This is a genomic window from Pantoea sp. PA1 (genome assembly GCF_056856975.1).
Map to the genome: position 1 here is coordinate 143,595 of NZ_JBXGEE010000007.1, position 18,713 is coordinate 162,307.

General features: G+C 53.3%; 15 protein-coding genes. 9 read left to right on the plus strand and 6 right to left on the minus strand.

Annotated elements, in window-relative coordinates:
* Positions 1-21 precede the first annotated feature (21 nt).
* Complete coding sequence (locus tag AC1V0D_RS20340; protein ID WP_336794770.1) at positions 22-1,686, minus strand: methyl-accepting chemotaxis protein; 1,665 nt, start codon at positions 1,684-1,686, stop codon at positions 22-24.
* A gap of 617 nt (positions 1,687-2,303) precedes the next feature.
* Between AC1V0D_RS20340 and AC1V0D_RS20345 the strand changes: the two genes are divergently transcribed.
* Positions 2,304-2,633 carry a hypothetical protein gene (locus AC1V0D_RS20345; protein ID WP_046103071.1) on the plus strand — a complete coding sequence of 110 codons (330 nt, stop codon included), beginning with the start codon at positions 2,304-2,306 and terminating at the stop codon, positions 2,631-2,633.
* Between the two features lie 57 nt (positions 2,634-2,690).
* Here the strand turns inward: AC1V0D_RS20345 and AC1V0D_RS20350 are convergent, their stop codons facing one another.
* On the minus strand, positions 2,691-2,924 hold the full coding sequence (locus AC1V0D_RS20350) for a hypothetical protein (RefSeq protein ID WP_009093263.1): 234 nt from the start codon (positions 2,922-2,924) through the stop codon (positions 2,691-2,693).
* 726 nt (positions 2,925-3,650) lie between these two features.
* On the opposite strand from AC1V0D_RS20350, the gene AC1V0D_RS20355 reads away from it, so the two are divergent.
* The 3 genes from AC1V0D_RS20355 (at position 3,651) to AC1V0D_RS20365 (ending at position 6,198) form a co-directional block, all read left to right on the plus strand.
* On the plus strand, positions 3,651-4,868 hold the full coding sequence (locus AC1V0D_RS20355) for a diguanylate phosphodiesterase (protein WP_482907969.1): 1,218 nt from the start codon (positions 3,651-3,653) through the stop codon (positions 4,866-4,868).
* 169 nt (positions 4,869-5,037) lie between these two features.
* Complete coding sequence (locus AC1V0D_RS20360) at positions 5,038-5,247, plus strand: CsbD family protein (RefSeq protein WP_009093260.1); 210 nt, start codon at positions 5,038-5,040, stop codon at positions 5,245-5,247.
* Between the two features lie 186 nt (positions 5,248-5,433).
* Complete coding sequence (locus AC1V0D_RS20365) at positions 5,434-6,198, plus strand: MerR family transcriptional regulator (protein WP_033736893.1); 765 nt, start codon at positions 5,434-5,436, stop codon at positions 6,196-6,198.
* A 72-nt stretch (positions 6,199-6,270) separates the two neighbouring features.
* Here the strand turns inward: AC1V0D_RS20365 and AC1V0D_RS20370 are convergent, their stop codons facing one another.
* Together AC1V0D_RS20370 and AC1V0D_RS20375 are read right to left on the minus strand one after the other, a co-directional pair.
* On the minus strand, positions 6,271-6,759 hold the full coding sequence (locus tag AC1V0D_RS20370) for an Hsp20 family protein (protein WP_009093258.1): 489 nt from the start codon (positions 6,757-6,759) through the stop codon (positions 6,271-6,273).
* A gap of 171 nt (positions 6,760-6,930) precedes the next feature.
* A complete protein-coding gene (locus AC1V0D_RS20375; RefSeq protein WP_009093257.1) occupies positions 6,931-7,170 on the minus strand; it encodes a hypothetical protein in 240 nt (79 codons plus the stop codon).
* 367 nt (positions 7,171-7,537) lie between these two features.
* Here AC1V0D_RS20375 and AC1V0D_RS20380 point away from each other — a divergent pair, with 367 nt between their 5' ends.
* From AC1V0D_RS20380 to AC1V0D_RS20390, 3 genes are all read left to right on the plus strand, one after another.
* Positions 7,538-7,762 carry a DUF3606 domain-containing protein gene (locus AC1V0D_RS20380; protein WP_140029917.1) on the plus strand — a complete coding sequence of 75 codons (225 nt, stop codon included), beginning with the start codon at positions 7,538-7,540 and terminating at the stop codon, positions 7,760-7,762.
* 517 nt (positions 7,763-8,279) lie between these two features.
* Entirely contained in the window at positions 8,280-10,064 is a 1,785-nt protein-coding gene (locus AC1V0D_RS20385; RefSeq protein ID WP_140923795.1) for an EAL domain-containing protein, read from the plus strand.
* 168 nt (positions 10,065-10,232) lie between these two features.
* Positions 10,233-11,420 (plus strand): diguanylate phosphodiesterase, encoded by a 1,188-nt coding sequence (locus AC1V0D_RS20390; RefSeq protein ID WP_009093254.1) that lies wholly within the window; start codon positions 10,233-10,235, stop codon positions 11,418-11,420.
* Between the two features lie 1,292 nt (positions 11,421-12,712).
* Here AC1V0D_RS20390 and AC1V0D_RS20395 read toward each other — a convergent pair.
* Both AC1V0D_RS20395 and AC1V0D_RS20400 read right to left on the minus strand, forming a co-directional pair.
* Entirely contained in the window at positions 12,713-13,786 is a 1,074-nt protein-coding gene (locus AC1V0D_RS20395) for a RepB family plasmid replication initiator protein (RefSeq protein WP_009093253.1), read from the minus strand.
* A gap of 1,499 nt (positions 13,787-15,285) precedes the next feature.
* The gene (locus AC1V0D_RS20400) at positions 15,286-15,741 is read right to left on the minus strand and encodes an NmrA family NAD(P)-binding protein (protein ID WP_482907970.1); all 456 of its coding nucleotides are present in this window, start codon (positions 15,739-15,741) and stop codon (positions 15,286-15,288) included.
* A 705-nt stretch (positions 15,742-16,446) separates the two neighbouring features.
* On the opposite strand from AC1V0D_RS20400, the gene AC1V0D_RS20405 reads away from it, so the two are divergent.
* The gene (locus AC1V0D_RS20405) at positions 16,447-17,649 is read left to right on the plus strand and encodes an AAA family ATPase (protein WP_009093252.1); all 1,203 of its coding nucleotides are present in this window, start codon (positions 16,447-16,449) and stop codon (positions 17,647-17,649) included.
* Positions 17,646-18,617, plus strand: coding sequence for a ParB family protein (locus AC1V0D_RS20410; RefSeq protein ID WP_482907971.1), 972 nt, complete (start codon positions 17,646-17,648; stop codon positions 18,615-18,617). The genes AC1V0D_RS20405 and AC1V0D_RS20410 overlap by 4 nt, the downstream gene beginning before the upstream one ends.
* The last annotated feature ends 96 nt before the right edge of the window (positions 18,618-18,713 follow it).

Consider the following 18,713-nt stretch of genomic DNA (forward strand, 5'->3'; position numbering starts at 1 on the left):
TTTTCGGGAACGGCTTAAAGCTTAAAAGCTTTCCCAGTTTGCTTTGCTCAGGTCAACGCTCTGCGGTTCAGGCTGACGGCTCTTTTTGGCCGCACGGAAAGCAGAAGCGGTCTGAGGCTGCGGCTGCGGTGCAACACGGCCTGAGCTTTCAACGGTAAAGGTCGAGACCAGCGCCGACAGCGTTTCGGCCTGTTCCTGAAGTGATTTCGAGGCAGATGAGGCTTCTTCCACCAGCGCGGCGTTCTGCTGCGTCACTTCGTCCATCTGGCCAATCGCCTGATGAACCTGCTCAATACCTTTGCTCTGCTCAGAGGTGGCCGCAGCAATCTCATTGACCAGATCGGCGACCTGCTGGATCGCGTGACGCACGTTTTCGCTGTTTGAACCGACGCTGTTGGCCTGCTCTAACCCGTGCTCAACCTGCGAAACGGACGTAGAAATAAGGTCTTTGATTTCGCGGGCAGCCGACGAGGAGCGTTGTGCCAGGTTACGCACTTCCGACGCAACCACGGCAAAACCGCGACCATGTTCGCCGGCACGTGCTGCTTCCACCGCCGCATTCAGCGCCAGGATATTCGTCTGGAAGGCGATGCCTTCAATCAGCCCGGTAATTTCCGAGATTTTGGCCGAGCTGGCGCGAATATCATCCATCGTGGTGAGCATCTGCTTCACAGCCGTTCCGTTCTGGATCGACATATGGTTGGCGTTATTCGCCAGGCTGCTGGCCTGATGCGCGCCTTCGGAGTTCTGCCGCACCGTTTCACTCAGCGTCGCCATGCTCGCTGAGGTCTGCTCCAGTGAAGCAGCCTGCTCTTCGGTGCGGGCAGAGAGATCTTCGTTACCTGCTGCGATCTGCGTTGAACCCGTACTGACCGATTGCGCAGCATGATTCACCGAGAGCAGCGTGCCAGAGACGCGCGCCAGCAGCTGATTAAACGCTATGGCCGTCTGGCCGATCTCATCCTTGCGGCTGACATCCGCAGTATGCGTCAGATCAAGCGTGTGGCTGACCTGGGTCATGGTATTGACGATGCCAGAGAGGCTTCTTTTGATGCCCATGATCACCTTAACGGAGAAGGCAGCCAGAATCAGAATCACCAGTAATGATCCCCCCGACATCGCCCACAGGGTCTGAGTGTAGACGCGTTTGTTTTCAGCACGCAGCTGTTCGCCGATGTCGATGTTCAGCTGAATCTGACGGGTGAAGTCCGCTTCCATTTTACGGGTTGCAGCGCCCACACCATTTTCACTCTGCAACAGTGGCAGGGTGACCGCGTCATCATGAGCGCGCGATGCGGCAAGGAAAGCCGGCAGCGCACTGCGCACTGCATCCAGATTCCTGTTGGCCTGTTCTGTCATCGCCTTGTCTTCATCGCTGGAGATGTCATTGGCCATGTAATAATCGTTCAGCGATTTAATCTGCTGCAGCAGATTATTAATGCGCTCTTCTGCAGCGGGGAACTTTGTCTCATCGCTGGTGCTGTGATAGCGGTAAAGAGCAATGCCTAACTGATTGGTTACGCTGATCGATTTATTCAGATCGCGAATACTGGGTATCGCGTTCACCTGCACATATTCAAAACGGGACTGAAAACCCGAAATCACAGATAACGAGATAATCACCAGTGCAATCAGTGACATTGCAAGCAGTGAGAAAATCATTACCAGACGCTGTGTAATAGTCATAAAGAACCCCTGGGGAGAAAGAATAATTTGAACAAATGTTAATGCTGGATCGTTCTTATCGGCTTTTTTCAGCGGCGCTTTAATTGATCGCAGGAGATATATTTTTTTATTTTTTCTTGCGCCTGACGCAGAGTGAACTAACAACGCGAAGAGGCTGATTCTTATTCTCTTTTAGCGTTAACATATTATTTACATCCCGCCATCCATGCTCACTTTCCTCCCTTAACTCTTTATCGTTATATGCAGCAACAATGCCGGATATAAGCACTGAATGTCAGTTGTGGCGATCTGATAATAAGGTGGCTGATTTAACAGCAGTGCTCAGGTAATCGGCAACGCTAAGCCTGCTCATCTCCTGGAGAGGGTACGCGGCGGCTGTCAGCGGCAGAACGCGACAGCGAAATCCTGCCCTGTCAGCGCGCTCAGCAGCCTCAGGGCAGGGCAAATCGCGTTGTGGCGGGAGCACCTGCAACTCGGATTTTAGCCATTTGTGGCAGGGCCAGATTAAATTAGTGAATTGACTGGCGGAATGCTGATTCTGGTCTATGCTCACTGGCCCGACCAGGTTTTAACCTGCCGGACAGCACTAACGCTTACAATAAAAAAAGCTATTCATCATGGATTTAGCCACATTTGAAACCAGAACCGGTCTTTGGCCACACATGCAGTTTACGGATGTTGAATATGAAGCATGCAGCAGTGGCGTTGAGATCTACGCCATTGATGTCACCCGTCAGACCAAGAGCAAGCTGTTTATCTGCCGCGTTGCAAACGAACAGCAGGCGGCCTCGCTGACGGCACAGTTTAAAGAGTGGTTACCGAAAATTAAGCTGAAAAAACGCAAAGTGGCTCTGAATATGGCCCGCACGGGCTGCGAGAAGAGCTATTCTGCCAGGCCGAACTACCAGGACCGCGCCGGGTTGCGTCAAAGCAGCGTCAGGGCCTGATTGCGGCCTCAGCCTGTCTCTGCAGGCAGGCTGAATGCGATGGTGCTGCGGTGCGCGCTAATTGCGCGCCGCAGGAACCTGAAACAGCCGGCACTCACCCGGTTCGGTGGAGATATCACGGAATGTCGTGATATGGATCTCTATCCAGACATTCGCCGCTCGCATGGTGTGAGGTGTGTTGTGCAGGTCCAGCTGCGTGACAAAGTCCCGGGTGCTGATCGTACACAGCCCCTCGCTATCCCGCCTCATCGCCTCTCTGAATGCGATCCAGACGGCATCATCCTGTTGCATTGCATTGCCTCCGCAACGTCTCACCACTATTAACTGTATATATAAACAGTATAGTTATTCCCGGAGTCGGTCAAGCCTGTCTGGTTTTCGGCTGCGGAGGACGCCCTGCCCTGCCATTTTTATCCGTGTCCGCCAGCGAAACGGGACTTTAATCCAAATCTTAGAAAACGTTTTCATTGGCGTTTAACACATTGATTAACCTGAAAATGCATTAAAGTGACAATTCTAATCATCTGATATCAAACTAAAAAAACGGTTAACCGCAGCGGCATTCAGATCGCTTTTGCCCTATCTTTAAATGGCTCTGTAACGAAATCCACTTCCTTTACAGAGTGATCTGACTCCTACCCTTGCCCCCTTTAACAGGGGGCACTTTTTCAGAGAGTGCAGCAGCAGAGATCACGTTTCACCGGCCAGCATGAAAGGGCTGATGAAAGCAACCTGTGAACATCCGATTAACCAGCGCCTCACCAGGGATGCTGTGTCGTTATAATAATGCGCTATATCTTCTGTTCGCCCCCGCTTTAACGGGGGGGCTTTTCTGCTTTATTACAATTGCCTGATCGCTCTCCCGGGAAAATGGCGATTAATGCCTCTTAACCCGGGCGGGATTCATAGCGATATTAATACCGAAAGCAGAACAGCATAATCATTTCAGTTGTGCCCTTAACCCCCGAAATATCTGTGATATGGTTAATAAGTCTCAACTGCCATGCGAGTCCGCTTATGCTCTCCACCCTTATTTACCGCAGCCAGCTTGCGGGTTCTGTCTCGCCGGAGAAACTGCAGGCGCTGGTGGAGCGTGCCAGTGTTAAAAACGCCGAGGCCGAGGTCACCGGGATCCTGCTTTATGACGGGCAGCACTTTTTTCAGGTGCTGGAGGGGAGCGTTGAGAATGTCCACACGGTTTTTCAGCGAATCAGTCAGGACGATCGGCATTTTAATCTGATCGAGCTGATGCGTGACTACGCCCCGGCACGGCGATTTGGTCACGCCGGCATGGCCCTGTTTGATTTGCGTGACTATCAGGAGCATACCGTGGTAGAGGCTCTGCTTGACCGGGTCACGCTTAATGAGGAGCGTATCCGGCATGATCGGGTCGTCAAATTCCTGCGTTCGTTTGTTGAAGGACGGGATAAAGAGACCTTTATTGAGATTGAACCAGCCAGTGAGTGGACACTGATCACCCCCTCCTCCTCCGATGTAGCGCTTTCCTGCCCGCCGGCCGCCGATCAGCGCTGTGAGTTTGCGCTGCAGCCGATTGTGGATGCCACAAATCGCCAGATTGTTTCCTGTGAAGCCCTGATCCGCGGTCAGCATGGCGCTTCACCCGCCGACTATTTTTCTCAGCTACCGGAAAGCCAGCGCTATCAGGCCGATCTTCACTCCAAGACCTATGCTTTCCGGCTGGCCGGACAGCTTGGCCTGGGCGATCAGACCCTCTCCGTTAACCTGTTGCCGATGTCACTGGTGATGATCGAGGGGGCGGTCGATCATCTTCTTCAGCAAATCCGGCTGCAGGGATTGCGACCGGAGCAGGTCGTGGTTGAGGTCACTGAAGATGAGATCATCTCACGCTTCGACGCCTTTCAGTCCGCAGTGCGCCAGCTGAAAGCGGCCGGCATCAGCCTGGCGCTCGACGATTTTGGCGCCGGTTTTGCTGGCCTGTCTCTGTTAGCCGACTTTCAGCCCGACAAAGTTAAAATCGATCGCAAGCTGATCACCGATATTCACCGCAGCGGCCCGCGTCAGGCGATTGTGCTGGCCATCCTGAAATGCTGTCAGGCGCTGGAAATTACGGTCATCGCAGAAGGCGTTGAAAAAATTGAAGAGTGGCTCTGGCTCGAAGGTGCCGGGGTTCGCTATTACCAGGGTTTTCTGTTTGCGCGCCCTGCTCTCAACGCCCTGCCTGCCGTCAGCTGGCCCTCACGACGACTGGCGTAATCCCGCCTGACTTCCGCTTGCACGCTGCCGTTTTGCTCATAATTTGATGCGGCTCACACCGCTTCGCTGCAAAGAGCAAAAGCTGTGCCATGCTTGATCCATCTGACAGCCATCTGGCCAACAGATATTCATCAGATCCCTGGATAATCACCGAGTTGGGAGAATCACCATGAACGAAGATCGCATTGGCGGTAACTGGAAGCAGTTCAAAGGTAAGGTTAAGGAAAAATGGGGCGATCTCACGGATGACGATATGACCGTTGTGGAAGGGAAGCGCGATCAGCTGGTCGGTAAAATTCAGGAACGTTACGGCTACGAGAAAGATCGTGCCGAGCAGGAAGTGAAAGAGTGGGAAGATTCCAACAAGTATCACTGGTAATCCCCTTTTCCCGCCGGGCGTTTACGCGCCCGGTGCCTGCCCTTTTCTCTCACAGATGTTAACGACTCGCCCCGCCGTGCAACACCCGATACATTATGGAAATGATTGTTTCTTTATTCATCGCTGGCGCGCATACTACGCTGACTTCCCTGGTGACGGGAGCCCAAAACCTTACGGATACCAATCATGCCTCAACACTCTACCGACACGATATGTGCGCTTGTCGGTGTTCTTCCTGAAACGCTGAGACGCTGGCGCCGCGCCGGGTTGATTACGCCACCGGATGCTGGCGGTTATTCAGATAATCAGCTTACGCGTGCCCTCTATGTGCGGGATATGACGTCAGGCGGCCATACGCTTTTCGATATCCATGCAGCGCTTAACTGGCCCAGTGTTACGCTGCCCGGCGGCTGGGCCTGCCGGGAAGAGGATATGCTGCAGCTGCTCTCTCAGAGCTCAGACGAGGATATTCATCGCGAGTTGCGGATGATGAACATTGACTACTGTGGCGATGATTATGTGAACTGCTACCTGCGCCCGCTTAATCTCTGGCTGCGTACTGACGTCAGCGAAGGGGCAGCGCAGCGTCTTGAGCGTTTTCACACCGCCGTGGTGGGTCAGTGGGAACGCCTGGCGCAGGCCGCCAGACGACGCAGCACCATCCCGCTGTTCCTTGAAGCGGTCAGCGTGACGGATGAGACAGAGATCTGGATGGAAGCGATACGGCTCAACGGACAGGGATTCCGGGTTGAAGTGGCCGCCGAGGCGTCAGGCGTGCCTGCCGTGGCGAATCACCGCTTTGAGCACCATCTGATGTGGTGTGGCGACGGAATTACGCCATCCATGAAGGCAATTTTTCAGTCCAGTCTTGAGGCAGGCGATCCCGTCATGCTGACCGGAACAGACACCCGCGTGAAACTGCCTGAAAACACCCTCTCCGCCAGCGCCTGATTCCATGACTTCTTTTGCCTGCCCGCCATCAAAAAGGCGGAAACAGCCTTTGCCATTTCCGCCCTGCAGCTATCAGTGATGCTCAAGCGTACGCGGACCGCCGATGGCAATCGGAATGCGACGCGGTTTCTCGCTCTCCGGTATCTCCTGAATCAGATCGATACGGAGTAATCCCTCAGCCAGACTGGCTCCGGTGACCTTCATATGCTCCGGAATGGAAAAGTTCAGCTGGAAGTCGTGGCGCGCTATCCCGCGATGGATCCAGCCGCCGCTCTCTTCCCGGGCCTCGCCTGTCGATTCCTGCGACGCTTTTTCCCTGTGACCGGCGATGGAAAGACGCCCGCCACGTAACTCGATCTCCAGCTCATGCTCTTTCCAGCCAGGCGTGCTGACGGTCAGCGCATAGTGGTTATCCTCCACGCGCTGCAGATCATAAGCGGGAACGGAGGTGACCGGGCTGTCACCCGTCAGCTGACTGAACAATTTATCGATGCGGCTGAAGCGGTCTGAAAAAACGGAATCAGCCAGCGAAGGCAAAACTGAAAAGGGTTGTAGTGACATCGTGATAATCTCCTGAACAGGTTCATCCAAAAGTTCATCTGACCGGTTTCAGATTCCCGATCACCTTCAAAATAGGGATTAGCGCTACATTTTCAAGCCGGGAAATAGATTTTTTTCCGCTTCTCCGGATCCTGTTATCACCGGGAGTCAAATCAGGATAGCGGGCTGCCGCTATTTTTTATTCTGCGGTGCAAGAACGAAATGAGGATGACGGCCGGCCAGCAGCAGCAGCAACTCATATTCACCCTGACTCAGTAACGCAGGATTGGCTGCAGCTTCTTTCGTCTGCCAGACGCGCAGACTGAGGTCGAAACGCTCTGCGGCGCTCTGCTGTGACAGCCCGGCGGCCAAACGAAGTTCACGCACATTACTCTGAACAGCCACAGGCGGCTGAGGGGGACGATTAACCAAAAAGGACTCCTTCAACATGATGAAACCGCAAAGGCGCAGCGCTTCGCCTGTATAAAGCGAAGCGACCCGGAAGTGGCCCTGCGAATTGACCTGAGAATAATTGACCATTTTAAATAAATGTCAAATTCCGGATTCTGCATTCCGGCAGAATTTCTTTGTAAACGAAACGCGTAATTCTGCCCCGCCGGCGACTTTTCTATTTTTTTAGAGTGCCTTATTGCGCCAGCCAGGAATAGTCCTGATATTTGACTTAAGCGCGATTCAGGGATTAATCCGCTACCTCAATGCCTCACTCTTCATCACGATAGCTGTTTAGCCTGAGGATGCTGCTCAGCGGGCACCATCAAAAATACGAGGAGGATAATAAATGAAAAATCCTATCCAGCGTCGCTCACCCGACGATCTGTCACGTGTAGAGATCCGTGAACAGTGGCAAATCACCTACTGGACCCAGGAGCTAAAGACGACTCAGGAGAGGCTGACGCGTGCGATTCGCGAACAGGGATCGCTAACCGAACAGGTGCGTGCGTGGCTGGAGCAAAACCCGCCACCCCGGCGTCCGTCACAGTCCGGCCACGGCATCAAACGTTAACCTGATTACTGCCTGACGTGCTGCGTCAGTGGCAGCCCGGCGGCGGATTGGCCTGATTCAGCCATCACAATGGCGACAGGTTATCTCTGCCGGAATGACCCGGTTTCCTGCTTTTACCAGTCATATTAACAGGTTATCTTTCTCACCCGTCTCTGCTCAGCGACGCGGCTCCGGAGCCTGTCGCGGCTGCAGGGTTCAGACTGACTTAGCAAAACCATTCACGCTCCTGAATGCATATTGTTCTGCTGCCTGAAATAAATATTAAAAAGTCTGGAATCACGCGTTTTCTGAAAATGACAACAATATGTAAATATTAACACCTCTCTTCGATTAAATTTTCGAATCGTAAACATGCTTTTAATGCGTTAAAGAAAATATTAAGAGACAGCTGCCGCAGAGTCACCTATCATTCAGCGGAAAATAAAAAATACGCTATATTTACTGCCGCCTGATCGACATTTCAAACCGGACAGTTTTCTTTTTCGCTCCGTAATCAACCGGTGCGGGGTATACACACATGCTTAAGAATTTAAACGGCGATGATGAACGCAGAAGCCGTGCTATACAGGCGTTGCGCAGTCCTGATGAAAGTCGCGATGACGTCCTGCGGAAATTTGTCCGTCTGGCGAGTCAGGCACTGGGCATTCCGGGCAGCTTTATCTCTGTTCTGGATGATGAGTATCAGACCGTACAGGCCTCGCACACATTCAATCTTCAGCGCTCCACGCGTGAAGATTCTCTCTGTCGCCACGTGGTCGACAGTAACACGCCTATGGTCGTGCCCGACACCTGGCACGACCCGCGTTTTGTCAGGCATCCCCTGATCACCGGTGCACCCTTTATTCGCTTCTATGCCGGCGTGCCGCTGAAAACGCGCGATAACATTATTCTGGGTACGCTGTGTGTGACCGATACCGAGCCGCATGTGTTCACCTCTGACCAGGTCATCACGCTGACCCTGCTCTCCACGCTGGTCATGTCTTTTCTGGAAGCCTGGCATGCGGCCGGGTTTGTCGATCCGGTAACCGGACTGCCTAACCGCCAGCGTCTGATCCGGGATTTACAGTATCTGGCCGTGGCGGGCGACATCACACCCCGCCGCCTGGTCCTGATTGATTGCATTGATATGTCGCGAGCCTATGAACTGGCCCGCACGATGGGAATGGGGCCGGTTGAAAGCCTGCTGAAAGATATGGCCACCCTGCTGCCACTGCGGCTGCGTCCGGCGGTGGGCGAAATGCTCTATACCGTGGCCACCGGGCGGTTTGCCATCCTGACCCGGGCAGACAGCCGCCTGAGTGCCGCCTGGGTGGCCGGTCGTCTGGAGGGTATCAGTGCAGATGTGGATGATGGACTGTCGGTCGCGCTGACACCGCACACCGGCGAAGCGGGCTTTGTGGCCAGTCAACTGTCGGCACCTGAGGTATTACGTCGCGCCGTCAGTGCCCTGAACGATGCGGTCGGACTGGGGCTGCCCTCGCAGCGCTATGACGCCGAGGCGCAGACGCAGCATGCTGACGATTTACTGCTGATGAACGATCTTAAAGCTGCGCTGCGCGACAACGTCGGGCTTTATATGGTTTACCAGCCGAAAATCTGCCTGCAGAGTGGCAGACCGGTGGGGCTGGAAGCGCTGATCCGCTGGCAGCATCCTACCCGGGGTGAACTCTCGCCAGGTGCCTTTATCCCGCAGGCTGAACAGACCGAACTGCTCTCTGTGCTGACCGCCTGGATTATCGATCAGGCGGTAGCCCGCCTGAGGCGGCTCAGGAATAGCTGCATCCAGCTGCCGTTAACGATTAACGTCAGCGTGAACGACTTCTCGCAGGAAGGCTTTGCTTCAGCACTGGAAAGCAAGCTGGTCAGGGCTAAGCTCCCCACCTCACTGCTGGGCATTGAGTGTCTGGAAACTGAACGTATCCTTGAAAGCCCTGATGCCCTGCGCGGGCTGGAGAGACTCAGAGAGTGTGGATTTACGATTTCGCTGGATGATTTTGGCTCCGGCTACAGCAATATCAGTTATCTGCGCCGGATGCCGCTGGATGTTATCAAGCTGGATCGCTCCCTGATCAGCGAGCTCTCTTCCGATACTGCCTCACGCATCATTGCCCGCAGCATCATCGCCATGCTGAAAGAGCTGGACTACACCGTGCTGGCTGAGGGGGTCGAGTGTCCCGATGCGGTAACCTCGCTGACAGAGTATGGTTGTGACCAGGCACAGGGCTACTTCTATTCCAGACCGCTGAACGAAGAAGCACTGGATCACTGGCTCAACTGGAAGCTGCGCGGGGAGCCCTGCTGAGTGACCGTCTGCACGTACCGGAGCTGTTATCCGGAACGTCACCCGACAGCCGCTGCGCTTAGTGCTGCCTGCCCGTGTGCATGCCGTGCTACAGTCAGTAAGGAAAGATGAAACATTTTTTAAACAGTGTTAGCGTGTGCGCTATATTCACCTAAAGCGGAGCTGCACATGCTGACTACCATTATATACCGCAGCCATATTTCCGATGATTTTCCGGTCAGAACCCTGCCTGAGATGGTCGATCACGCCAGCGAAATCAACACTGCGCACGACGTAACAGGCATCCTGTTATTCAACGGCACACACTTTTTCCAGTTGCTTGAGGGGCCGGAAGCGGGCGTTCAGGCAGTCTATCAGCGCATCTGTGCCGATCGCCGGCATCATAATGTCGTGGAGCTGATGCGCGACTACGCACCTTCCCGCCGGTTTGGTAATGCGGGTATGTCGCTGTTTGACCTGCGTGAACATGACCGCTCGTCGCTGCTCCAGGCGGTGCTGGATAAAGGGACCTCGAAATATCAACTGACCTATGATGATCGGGCACTGCAATTCCTGCGGACCTTTGTTGAGTCACGCGAGAAGGAGAACTATTACGAGGTTCTTCCGCCCGGTTACTGGGAATTCATTTCAGAGCATAACGAGGTGCCGGATTCCCGCCCTGAAACAGAAGGCGTCAGTTTCCGCCCGGTCGTCGATCCGCTGGCTCGCAAGGTTACCGCGATTGAAGCCACTATTGTCAGAGCGGCGCCCTCCGATGCAGCCTCAGACGCCCAGCTTCACGCTGACGATCTGGAGACCCTGAAAAAGACATTCGCCCATGCAGGTCAGGTCTGCCCTGATGGCATGACGCTCTACGTCAGCCTGCTGCCGATGACGCTGGTGGTGATACCCGATGCCGTCACGCAGATTGTGGCCGCCATTCAGCAGGCGGGACTGGTGCCGGAGCAGGTGGTCATCGGCGTGAGCGAAACGGCAGTTATCTCTCAGCTGGCCGCCTTCTCTGAAGCGGTTCGTGCGTTGAAAGCCGCCGGGATCAGCCTCTCTATCGACAATTTTGGAGACGGCTCCGCCGGGCTTTCGCTGCTGACCCACATTCAGCCGGACCGTATTCGTATCGACGCCGGGATCACCCGCGACGTTCACCGCAGCGGCCCCAAACAGGCGGTGGTTCAGGCAATTATCAAATGCTGTTCTGCGCTGGAAATCACCGTAATCGCAGCCGGTATCGTCCAGGCCGAGGAGTGGATGTGGCTGGAGGCGGCTGGTGTGATCAACTTCCAGGGCACCCTGTTTGCTGCCGCTGGCCGCTACCAGGCTGAATCGGTCGCCTGGCCGGAATACCGGGAGGCGATGTAACGCAACCTGCCTGAACAGCAACAGAGCGGCTGGCGCGCCGGCCGTTTTGTTGATTCACTCCTGACAATCCTCACGCAGTTCACTGATTCACTTCCCTGCCCCGTCTCCTGCCCCTGACCTGCTGTATGAGCTTTTTACAGCTTAACGTTTTGACAGCGTATTTCTGACCAGACAGGCACAGGAATGAGGGATAACCACTATAGCGAGTAATGTTGCTTCCCTGCTGCCTGCATAAAGGTAATTTGTTGCATATTTACACACCGGCAAAGGCGTAATGTGCCAGATATCCACTATAGCGAGTGAATCGCTGCTCAGCTCAGCGTCAGTAACCACTGTAGCGAGTAATGGTGCCAGTGAGAGTTCCTGCTCAGGCGGTTCAGCGACGGGAAACAGGCGATCAACCACTATAGCGAGAAGACTCCTCAGGCAGGAGGCGTGTTTGCTGTTGCAGGAATGCGGGCGACACTCTTTTCGCGAAATCACTCGCTCTGAGAGCCATTTTGGGTGCATCGGGCCTGTCATGCAGGTCAGTTCTGTGGCGGTCAGTCTTAAGGGAACCACTATAGCGAGTGATGACTGAGGCAGAGCATCTTCCGGTATTTTTCTTGATGCCTTATCTGACAGGGTACATGAAAATAGTGAGCACTCACACATCAGGTAAGCCCACCAAAGGCGTGGCCGGGCAGAAACAGTAACAACCACTATAGCGAGTAAACCTCCCCTGCCTGTTCCCGTTTGGCAACCACTGTAGCGAGTGTGTTTACCCCTTAAAACGCTATTATCTGATCATTAACTCACCGCTTTAGCGATAAAACAACCTGATAACCACTGTAACGAGTAGCTCACAGGAGAGGAAGAGCATGGGAATGGCACGATTAGCTTCGAAAACAGAAAGGGTAACCACTATAGCGAGTAAGTGAAGCGCGCGCTGCGCGATAAATACCTGCCCTGCCCCGCTTCTTCTGAGGCATGAAGACGTTCAGCCGGATAACCACTGTAGCGAGTAAAGCAGAGAAATCTCTGTGTCAGCCGTACTCATCATCACCTTTAACAGAAGAGCAACCACTGTAGCGAGTTAACACTGGCTGCGTCGGTTAAAAACGACACAAGGCAGATTAGGTGGAGGCCACAGCGATTGAGCGGTATCTCTGAGCGGGCAGCGGGTGGATAACCACTGTAGAGAGTAACGTAACTCGCTACAGTGGTTGGGTCAGGCCTTCCTGACATCCCTACTCTCAGGCCGCGAGCGGAAAGGGCTATCACAGGGAACGAGGCGTGCTAACGTCTGAAAATTATTGCTTTTTTTGCTTCCTGATTTTGTTCAGCAGCTCTTTCTCCTCACGTGACACCATCACCAGCTCGCTGCTCTCCTCTTCCATCACGGCTTCAGGCTGGCCGACATCAATGACAGTCGGATCGTTGTAGAGATCGTCGAATTCATCCATTTCGTCATCGATCAGACCAGACTTGCTGAGCGGCAGCTCGGCCGGGCGCAGCTTGGGGTGACGGTAATGGACCCAGAAGTAAACCGATGAGCCGCGCCGGGTTTCCGTGTAGTCAAGGTATCCAATCTCTTTCAGCTGCTCCATGGCCTTTCTGACGGTGGCGTTCTGGGTGATAACACGCGAAGTAAGGTTAAGTCTGGCACGCAGCCGGGCCATGGATATCGGCGCCGGTTTAGGCGGAAGACTCTCAATGAAGGTGTAGAGCGCCTGGGCCGACTCTTTACGTGCCAGCTCATTGATGGCTTTCAGCTGCAGCAGGACTTTCCTGTCGAACTGGTAGAGCTCAAAGATTTTGGGATCGGCCTGTAAGGTGACCGTATCCTTTTTGATGCTGTATTTAGCAGACTGCACCAGATGCGTGGTGTAGTTCTCGCCACCCTTGCTGGTAAATGTCAGCGTATTGGAGGCAATACGGGTCAGGGAAGCATCCAGACGGCTTCTGAGCTTCGAGGAGAGACGCACAGAGGGTATGCCACACAATTTGGCGAATTCAACGAAAGAGAGCGTTACCGTGTCTCCCAGACACTCATGTGTGGCGAAGGCACGGATGATCCCCACCCAGGTTTTGAAATCGTTATCCATATCCAGGCGGGCACCCAGAATCTTGATGTTGTCATACCCTTCCGAGCGGACCAGGGATAACTGTTTAAGATCCTGTGTCACATCCATGGCATTCATCTGGTTTTTCTGACTGCGCGCCGTGGATTTCAGCGTCGGAACAAACAAGCCAAGTCGCATCAGCGCGACCGGCTGAACGGTGTTATTGCTGTTAGGCGTGAGAGTAACAACCTCGCCAGTGCGTTTGTCTGTTTCGCTAAATGCATCCGCTATGTTCAGGATATCGGGTTCTTTTCTTGGCATCAGGCAGATCCGTGTTATGAACAGGCAACAGCCGCTGTTACTCGATACAGTGGATACTATCACTCACTATAGCGGTTAATCTACTTACCGCAGTGGTTATTTCTCTCACCACAGTGGTTATCTTACTCGCTACAGTGGTTGCTGACAGGGCCTTAAGCCAGCGCTGTCGGGGCCTGGCGTGCTGCAGGGATCTTTCAGGAACTATTAATGATCTTATGAGGATCGGTTACTGGATCGAATCGGTGGATAAAGGTGTAAAAACGGGTGGTTAAACGTTCATTTTCAGAAAATCAGACCAGCCGACCAGACCCATATCTTCAGAGCCAGCCTGAAAGCAGGCTGTAGCTGATAGCACTGCCGTTTATCCACCGTTATCAGGGCCGTCTACTCGCTACAGTGGTTGTTCACTACTCACCAGCGCGGTTACTTCTCTCGCCATAGTGGTTGTTATACTCTCCGCAGTGGTTGTTTTTCTCGCTATAGTGGTTATTGATCCCCTCTCAGGCCTTGTGTCACAAGGGTCTGGCCGCTGCGGGGATCTGTTTAGGATCTCAATTTGATCTATTGAGGATCGACCAATTGGATCTGGCCTGTGGATAACGGGGATAAAAAGACCCAAACCAGACGCTATTCCCGTCTCAAATGAAACTGCTTTTCTGCCGTGATTCGGCGTTAAGCCGTTTCAGCAAACATGACCAGATCCAAAGCCTGATACAGGAGGGTTTAAACAGACTCACCGAAAAACAAAAATTATCGTCAGCGGGGTTTCCAGGTGAGTAGTGCGCTTAAGTTGTCGATCAGCCATCAACTTTTTCTGAAGAGAAAAAACGTAAACTCACCCTGAAGAAATCTTACCTAAGCAATTGATTTATATATTTTTATCTGGATTTTTTCATGATGAAAACACCGTGCATTATTGCGATATTCAACTGACATCCAGTGAAAAACTTTTGCCGGTAAAGGGAAATTACACACCAGTAAAGTAAGAGCCAGAATGCGAGAGCAGAATGATAGCAAGAAGAAGAGAAGTTCAGGCTTACCAGAAAAGAATCCGATTCAGAGCGCAGTAGTCAATTCGGGTCTGTATAAAAAGGCGGGAATTTATCTGCATATCATCTGCTATTGAATACATTCAGCTAAGAAAATGAAGTGTGGGATCTCATAGAGGACGGTTTTAACCGCCCTGATCCTTATCCCGCCTTCCGGTTAAACTCTCCCCTTTTTCATCCGGCCAGAGCCAGAGCCGTTTCGCGGTAAGAATGCAAATTACGGCCTGGCATCTTAACCAGACGCTCGCGGTCGCCCTCCGGAGGGATCATGCCGTCGCTGACGTAACAGTTCGGCCATAATGCGCATTTCATATGCCATCCACTCAGGTATGAAATTCGCCATACTGGCCTCAAAGCCGCCCGGATCATCGCCTCCATAAGCAATGGGGCGACCCAGCACCTCAGTCCAGATTGCAGCCACATCAGCACCGGTGAGGATGTCGGGCCCGACTATATTGATTGTCTCAACAGACAGCTTCCCCGATCGCGACGAATCAGTTCAATGGCAGCTATTTCAGCAATATCACGGGCTTCAACCATAGCCACCCCTTTGGAACCGATGGGCATCGGATAAACGTTATGCTTTCTGACCACGTCTGCAATCATTACCTTATTATCGATGAAGCAGGCAGGCCGCAGGATGGTGGCGCTGAAGCCCAGCGTTTCAGGCATGCGCTCTGCGCCGAACTTTACAGCAAAGTGGGGTACGTTTACGGCCTTATCAGCATCAAACACCGACAGGTAAACGACCCGGTCAATGCCGGCTTCCTGGGCTAAATATAGCGTGATCAGGGCCTGAGTGAATTCATCCCCGGTGACAGCATTCAGAAGAAAAAGCATGTCGACGCCAGAGAAGACTTTCCGCAGGGAATCGATATCGAGCAGATCGCCTTTGAAGACGTCCACGCCGGTTGCAAAGCCCGAAGGTAAAATGCTTCGTTGAATTCATCTGTAGCAGATATAAGACGGGCTGGTTTATGCCATAAGAAAGAGAAAGGTTAAAGCTGATGATCATCCCCGAAACCAGACGCCTTATCACATCGCACGCACTGTGCTTACAGCTTCTTCGCCTCTGGTAGTGATCTGGTTGACGCCGGACACAACGGCCTACAAAACAACGTTTTACTCCCCCGCCTTCTTGCTGCGCTGTCAGGCAGGTTTAACTAAGAAAAGGATTTTTGTAAACGATTACGCCGCTGAATAAAATTGTGAGGTTCGCCTTTCAGTAAGCGTGGTTCAGAATTCATTGCCGGTCTGAACAGCAAAATGGAAAAGCACCCTGTCTGACCATGCACAACTGCAATTTTCACCAGGCGATTTCACAGTTTACTTATTGATAAATAATAACTATTTTACGATTTTCATGATGAAAACACCCTTCTCACGGCGTTGCCTGCATCGGAACGCCACATCATAAAGACGCTCAGAGCTGGCTGTATCCTACAGAAAATGCCCGCGCCATCACTCCGCTCCCTTCTATACCCTGCCTGATTTCCCGACGATTTCTTATCGTCTGCACTGAAAAATCCAGGTTTTTGGCATTTTTCTAAAAAATTGGCAGATATGCGCTTTTTGTGTAGTATGCCAAAAAACATTAAATCAGAGGGGCTTATGAAGCGTGATTATGGTGGCGTGCTGGAAATGGCCACGCGCGCCAATTCCATGTTACATGGACTGAGTAACCATATTGAGCAGCAGCGTCAGGAGTTTAACCAGACCGGTTTTTACCAGACCTTCTCACGTAATGCCGTTGCCAATATGCCTTTGCTGAGCAAGCACGCGGTCGTCGCGGCTATCGGGGATATGGAAGCTGCAGGCTACCAGTTTGGCAAAAAACAGACGGGCAGTACCTCGCAGTATGCACTGACCATTCAGAACGTCGTCGACATTTATCAGCACCGTAAAGTGCCGAAATATCGCGACCGCCACGACGGCCCCTTTGTCGTCTTTGTTGTCAGCCTTAAGGGCGGGGTCTCTAAAACGGTCAGCACCGTTACGCTCGCCCACGGTATGCGCGCGCACCCCTCCATGCTGCATAACGATCTGCGCATCCTGGTTATCGACCTGGACCCGCAGGCATCAAGCACCATGTTCCTGAGTCATACCAACAGCGTGGGTTCCGTTCTGGAAACGGCCGCTCAGGCGATGCTCAACGATCTCGATGCAGACCAGCTTCGCGAACAGTTCATCAAACCTACCGTCATGCCTGGCGTGGATGTTATCCCGGCGTCAATTGACGATGGCTTTGTGGCCAGCGACTGGGAAGAGCTGGTTGCCGAACACCTGCCGGGGGTCGCGCCATCCGAAGTTTTACGCCGTAACGTCATCGATCGTCTGGCAGGTGATTACGATTTTATCTTTCTCGACACCGGCCCGCATCTGGATTCCTTTATGCTAAACGCGATCGCAGCCAGTGATGTGCTGCTGACGCCTACGCCACCGGCCCAGGTCGACTTCCACTCCACGATGAAGTATCTGACCCGCCTGCCGGAAATGCTGGAGCGTATAGAATCTGAAGGCGTTGAACCGCGACTGAAGGCAAATATCGGCTTCATGTCAAAAATGACCTCTAAACACGATCACCTGACTTCACAAAGCTATGCGCGGGAAGTCTTTACGAAATCGATGCTGGACTGCAGCTTACCGCGCCTGGATGGATTTGAACGCTGCGGTGAATCTTTTGACACAGTGATCAGCGCCAACCCCTCCTCGTATCCGGGCAGTGCCGATGCCCTGCGTAAAGCGAAATATGAAGCTGAGCAGTTCTCAAGGGCGGTATTTGATCGCATCGAATATATCAGGAGCACCCTGTGAGCAAACCTATACAGCGCATTGGCCGCAAATTTGGCGACTCCGCGATAGCAAGCATGATCGACAGCAGCAGCCAGTCGCGGACTTTTACGCTGAAATCAGGCGCGAAGGCGACCTTTGTGCGTCAGCTGATCCCGCATGACGATATCGAAACCCGGACCAGCGTCGACCCGGCCATTAACGGAAGGGACCAGAGCAGCCTGACACCGGAGTCGCTGCAGGAGATCACCCGGACCATTACCCTGCAGCAGTTTTTCCCGGCCATTGGTCGCGTGAACGGTGACAAAATTGAGATCATGGACGGTTCCCGCCGCCGCGCCGCCTGCATTCTGTCGGGTGCCAGTCTGGAAGTCCTGGTAACCGCCGATGCGCTGAGCCTCGCGGATGCGCGTCAGCTGGCCGCGGATATTCAGACAGCAAAAGAGCATAACCTGCGCGAGCTGGGACTGCGCTTTATGCTGATGAACGAGAACGGCATGAGCAAATCAGAGATTGCTAAAGCCGAAGGCATCTCTAACGCCAAAGTCTCCCGCGCGTTCCAGGCGGCTGCCGTACCCGCCGAATTTATCGGCCTCTTCCCGGTGGTGTCGGAACTGACATTGCAGGACTACCAGTTACTGCTCGACGTCTGGGAGGAAGCAAAGGCGGAGGCCGCAGACGTCACGGAACTGGTTTGCGGGATTGAGCAGCAGCTGGAGGCTGAGGGTTCACTGCTGAGCGCAAATGCAGATGAGAAAAAAAGTGCCATTCTCAATGCCTTTAAAAGCGCCCGTCGCCAGTTAAAAAAGCCCGCGCCGGTCAGCAAAACGGTGACGGAAAAACTGGCCACCTTTACCACGGCAAACACCTATGCGCGCCGTAAAACCAATGACGAGAAACGCACCGTACAGTATGAATTCAGTCGTCTGCCGAAAGAGATCGCTGAGCAGATAGACGCATCGATCCGGCAGATTCTCGCCACCATGAAGTAACCCTCCTCGCTTCAGCGAAAACGAAACCGGCTCAGGCCGGTTTTTTTATATCGCTTCTTTACCTCAATGACCTGCTCGCGGCTGTCAGCGAGGTAT